Origin of the sequence: Aequoribacter sp. (assembly GCF_965659035.1) — a bacterium.
Taxonomy (GTDB): domain Bacteria; phylum Pseudomonadota; class Gammaproteobacteria; order Pseudomonadales; family Halieaceae; genus Aequoribacter.
In genome coordinates this window covers 2,178-5,952 of the sequence record NZ_CBFHWH010000034.1, presented here as the reverse complement: position 1 = coordinate 5,952, position 3,775 = coordinate 2,178, and the positions used below count along the sequence as shown (strand labels likewise).

Sequence of the window (3,775 nt, the reverse complement as noted above, 5' to 3'; positions counted from 1 at the left end):
AGCGAAGGACGGCGACATTGTGTTCTTCGGTGCTGGCAAGCGTCAGATGGTTGAAGAATCGATGGGCGCATTGCGTATCAAAGTCGGTCACGATATGGGCGCAGTTGCTGCCGGCTGGGCGCCGCTTTGGGTGGTGGATTTCCCAATGTTTGAGAAAGCAGGCGATGGTTCCTGGACGGCTTTGCACCATCCATTTACGTCCCCGTCGTGCACTCCTGAAGAGCTTGAGGCCAACCCTGGATCGGCACTAAGCCGCGCTTACGATATGGTCTTGAATGGTACCGAGCTGGGTGGTGGTAGCATTCGTATCCACGATCAGGCAATGCAGCGCGCTGTCTTTCGAGTGCTAGGCATTGAGGCCGAAGAAGCCGAAGAGAAGTTTGGGTTCTTGTTGCAGGCCCTAAAATTCGGTGCGCCACCACACGGTGGCTTGGCCTTTGGCTTGGATCGTTTGGTCATGTTGATGACGGGCGCACAGTCTATCCGCGACGTGATTGCCTTCCCGAAAACACAAAGTGCAGCCTGTGTGATGACCGATGCGCCGGGAACTGTAGACGCCAAGGCGTTGCGCGAGTTGAATATTCGTCTGCGTGAGCAAAAAGCGCAATCTGCCGAGTAATCTGTTGCGCCAAGAAATTGGCGCATACGCTGTGAATCTCAGTAAGATGTGATCTAATAAGCGCACACGTTCAGGTGCGCTTATGGCAATCATATTAGGCATAGATCCTGGCTCGAGGAAAACGGGCTTTGGCATCATCGAATTCAATCAGGGTAAGTCAAGATACGTCACCAGCGGTGTCATACGCTTGGTTGATAAAGCCATTCCCGCTAGGCTGAAGGTACTGTCTGAATCCCTGGAAGAGTTAATCCAATGCTACAGTCCCTCTGAGCTTTCTATTGAACAGGTGTTTTTAGCGCGTAGTGCTGACGCCGCTCTGAAATTGGGGCATGCGCGTGGAGCCGCTATCGTGGCTTGTGTTACCCGCGGTATGAGCGTGAACGAATACTCGGCGCGACAAATTAAACAGTCGGTGGTGGGTTCAGGTGGGGCGGACAAAACTCAAGTGCAGCACATGGTATCAAGGTTGTTGTCCTTGCCGGGGGTGCCCGCAGAAGACGCCGCCGATGCCCTCGCTGCCGCACTGTGTCATGCACACACACAATCCAGTATGATTCACATTGCGGGTGCGACGTCGGTTGCACGCAAACGCTTGCGTTAAGGAGTTACAGTGATAGGCAGTATTCGCGGCCGATTAATTGTTAAGCAACCCCCCGAGATTGTCGTCGAAGCGGCCGGCGTGGGTTATGAAATTCAAGTGCCGATGACGACCTTGTTTCAGTTGCCGGCACTGGGCGAAGATGTCCTTGTTTTGACCCATTTTGTGGTGCGTGAAGACGCGCAGCTTTTGTACGGTTTTGTTGACGATACCGACCGACAGTTGTTCCGCCAGCTTATTAAAGTGAATGGTGTGGGCCCCAAGCTCGCCTTGGCGATTTTATCGGGTATGGATGCAGTGGCTTTCGCGCGCTGCGTCGGGCGCAATGATGTCAACGCATTGGTTGCTTTGCCTGGGGTGGGTAAAAAAACGGCCGAGCGTTTGATTGTGGAGATGCGCGACCGCTTGGGTGATTGGCTGAGTCAGTTGTCGCCTCGGGGTGAAGATGCAGGTGGGATTGTTAGTGCTAATGTTGCTCATGACCCAATAGCCGATGCGGAAAGTGCACTGGTGGCTTTGGGTTACAAACCTCAAGAAGCGAGTCGTTTAGTGCAATCTGTAGCCGGCGATCAGGATCTTGATAGCGAGACACTCATTCGGCTCGCATTGCGCTCGACAGTGTCGAAATAAGTAAAGGGGTAATTCGGTGATTGAGACAGATAGACTTATTGCTCCGCAGACTGAAGGCAGAGGCGAGGAAGTCATTGACCGAGCGATACGCCCGAAATCACTCGCCGACTACATTGGTCAGTCGGCCGTGAAAGAGCAAATGGACATATTTTTATCAGCCGCAAAGGGGCGCGGTGAGCCTTTAGATCACACCTTAATCTTTGGTCCTCCAGGTTTGGGTAAGACGACCTTGGCATCAATTATTGCCAATGAAATGGGAGTCTCCTTAAAAACGACGTCGGGCCCTGTGTTGGATAAAGCGGGTGATATTGCAGCTTTGATGACGAATTTAGAGCCTGGCGATGTGTTGTTTATTGATGAGATTCATCGCTTGAGCCCCTTCGTAGAAGAAGTTCTTTATCCAGCGATGGAGGACTACCAGCTCGATATTATGATCGGTGAGGGACCGGCGGCACGCTCAATTAAACTCGATTTACCGCCGTTTACGCTGGTCGGAGCGACGACCCGCGCGGGCTTGTTGACTTCTCCCTTACGAGATCGATTCGGTATTGTGCAGCGCTTAGAGTTTTACAACGTGGCAGATTTAGCGACGATCGTGTCGCGCTCCGCCAAAATACTGGGTGTGGATATGGACGAAGGTGGTGCCTTGGAAGTCGCGCGCCGTTCGCGCGGAACCCCGCGTATCGCCAACCGTTTGCTGCGCCGTGTTCGAGATTTTGCGGAAGTCAAAGGCGACGGCGCCGTCACGCAGGCTATTGCCGATCGTGCCTTGGATATGCTGAACGTGGATGTGCAAGGGTTTGATCACCTCGATCGTCGTTTATTGCTGGCTATGATCGAGAAGTTCGACGGCGGTCCTGTCGGGGTAGAGAGTTTGGCGGCGGCCATTTCAGAAGAACGGGGTACCATCGAGGATGTGATCGAGCCTTATTTGATTCAGCAGGGTTATATGATGCGGACACCCCGCGGGCGCATGGTGACTCGCAATGCCTATTTGCATTTCGGGTTGGATGTTAAAGGCGCTTTGAGCCCGCAAAGCGAACTGCCAATCGATGGTGTTAGTGAATGAATCGGTTCGCGTTGCCTGTTCGAGTCTACATCGAGGACACCGATGCTGGTGGTATCGTTTATTATGTGAATTACCTCAAGTTTATGGAGCGTGCACGCACTGAATTCATGCGTACATTGGGCTTTGGTAAAGAGGGCATTTTTAATGATGGCCTTATGTTTGTGGTGCGTGATGTCAAAATTCGGTACCTCAGCAGTGCAGTATTGGATGACGACTTGCAGGTCACGGCTGAGCCCACGCTAGCGAAAGGTGCCCGTTTTATCCTTCGTCAGGCGGTGTACAGAAACGATGAACTCTTGGCAGATGCACTTGTCGAATGTGCATGCGTCAATCGAACGACTCAAACCCCAGTGCGCTTGCCCGAAGTTATGCATGATGCGCTATTAAAAGTCATGAATGGAGGCTAAGTCTTGGAAGAGCAATTAAGTTTGTTGGATTTAGTGCTGGAGGCCAGTCTTACGGTACAAGCCGTGATGGCCATGCTGGTGCTCGCATCGATAACCTCATGGTTCATGATTGTGAAGCGTGGCTTATATTTTCAGCGCGCTAAGTCTGCGATGCTGGATTTTGAAGACGCCTTTTGGTCGGGTTCAGACTTGTCGTCGCTTTACAAAGATGGCTCGGAGCGAGCAGCTAATGGCGAACTCATTCTTGGCATGGAAAGCTTGTTCCGTGCGGGCTTTAAAGAGTTTTCGCGCTTGGCACAGCAACCTGAAATGGATGCTGACGCCATTCTAGAAGGAGCGCGACGGGCCATGCGAGTTGCGATGTTGCGCGAGGAGGAGCGGTTAGAGCAAAACTTGTCCTTTCTGGCGTCGGTGGGCTCGACCAGTCCCTACATCGGTTTGTTTGGAACAGT

At 52.5% G+C, this 3,775-nt stretch carries 6 protein-coding genes; all 6 read left to right on the top strand.

Translation table 11 applies throughout. The annotated features are described in order from the left end of the window. Window positions 1-619, top strand: a 619-nt coding sequence (locus ACTF5Z_RS06925) for an amino acid--tRNA ligase-related protein (protein WP_438985008.1), incomplete at its 5' end; no start/stop codon positions are given. Between the two features lie 82 nt (window positions 620-701). Continuing rightward, window positions 702-1,220 carry a crossover junction endodeoxyribonuclease RuvC gene (ruvC, locus tag ACTF5Z_RS06920; protein ID WP_423850601.1) on the top strand — a complete coding sequence of 173 codons (519 nt, stop codon included), beginning with the start codon at window positions 702-704 and terminating at the stop codon, window positions 1,218-1,220. 9 nt (window positions 1,221-1,229) lie between these two features. Continuing rightward, a complete protein-coding gene (gene ruvA, locus ACTF5Z_RS06915) occupies window positions 1,230-1,847 on the top strand; it encodes a Holliday junction branch migration protein RuvA (RefSeq protein ID WP_438985007.1) in 618 nt (205 codons plus the stop codon). Between the two features lie 16 nt (window positions 1,848-1,863). Further along, complete coding sequence (gene ruvB / locus ACTF5Z_RS06910; protein ID WP_423853141.1) at window positions 1,864-2,916, top strand: Holliday junction branch migration DNA helicase RuvB; 1,053 nt, start codon at window positions 1,864-1,866, stop codon at window positions 2,914-2,916. Between the two features lie 11 nt (window positions 2,917-2,927). Beyond that, window positions 2,928-3,323, top strand: a complete 396-nt coding sequence (gene ybgC / locus ACTF5Z_RS06905; RefSeq protein ID WP_423853162.1) for a tol-pal system-associated acyl-CoA thioesterase — start codon at window positions 2,928-2,930, stop codon at window positions 3,321-3,323. 3 nt (window positions 3,324-3,326) lie between these two features. After that, the coding region (locus ACTF5Z_RS06900; protein WP_438985006.1) for a MotA/TolQ/ExbB proton channel family protein at window positions 3,327-3,775 on the top strand (449 nt) is incomplete at its 3' end.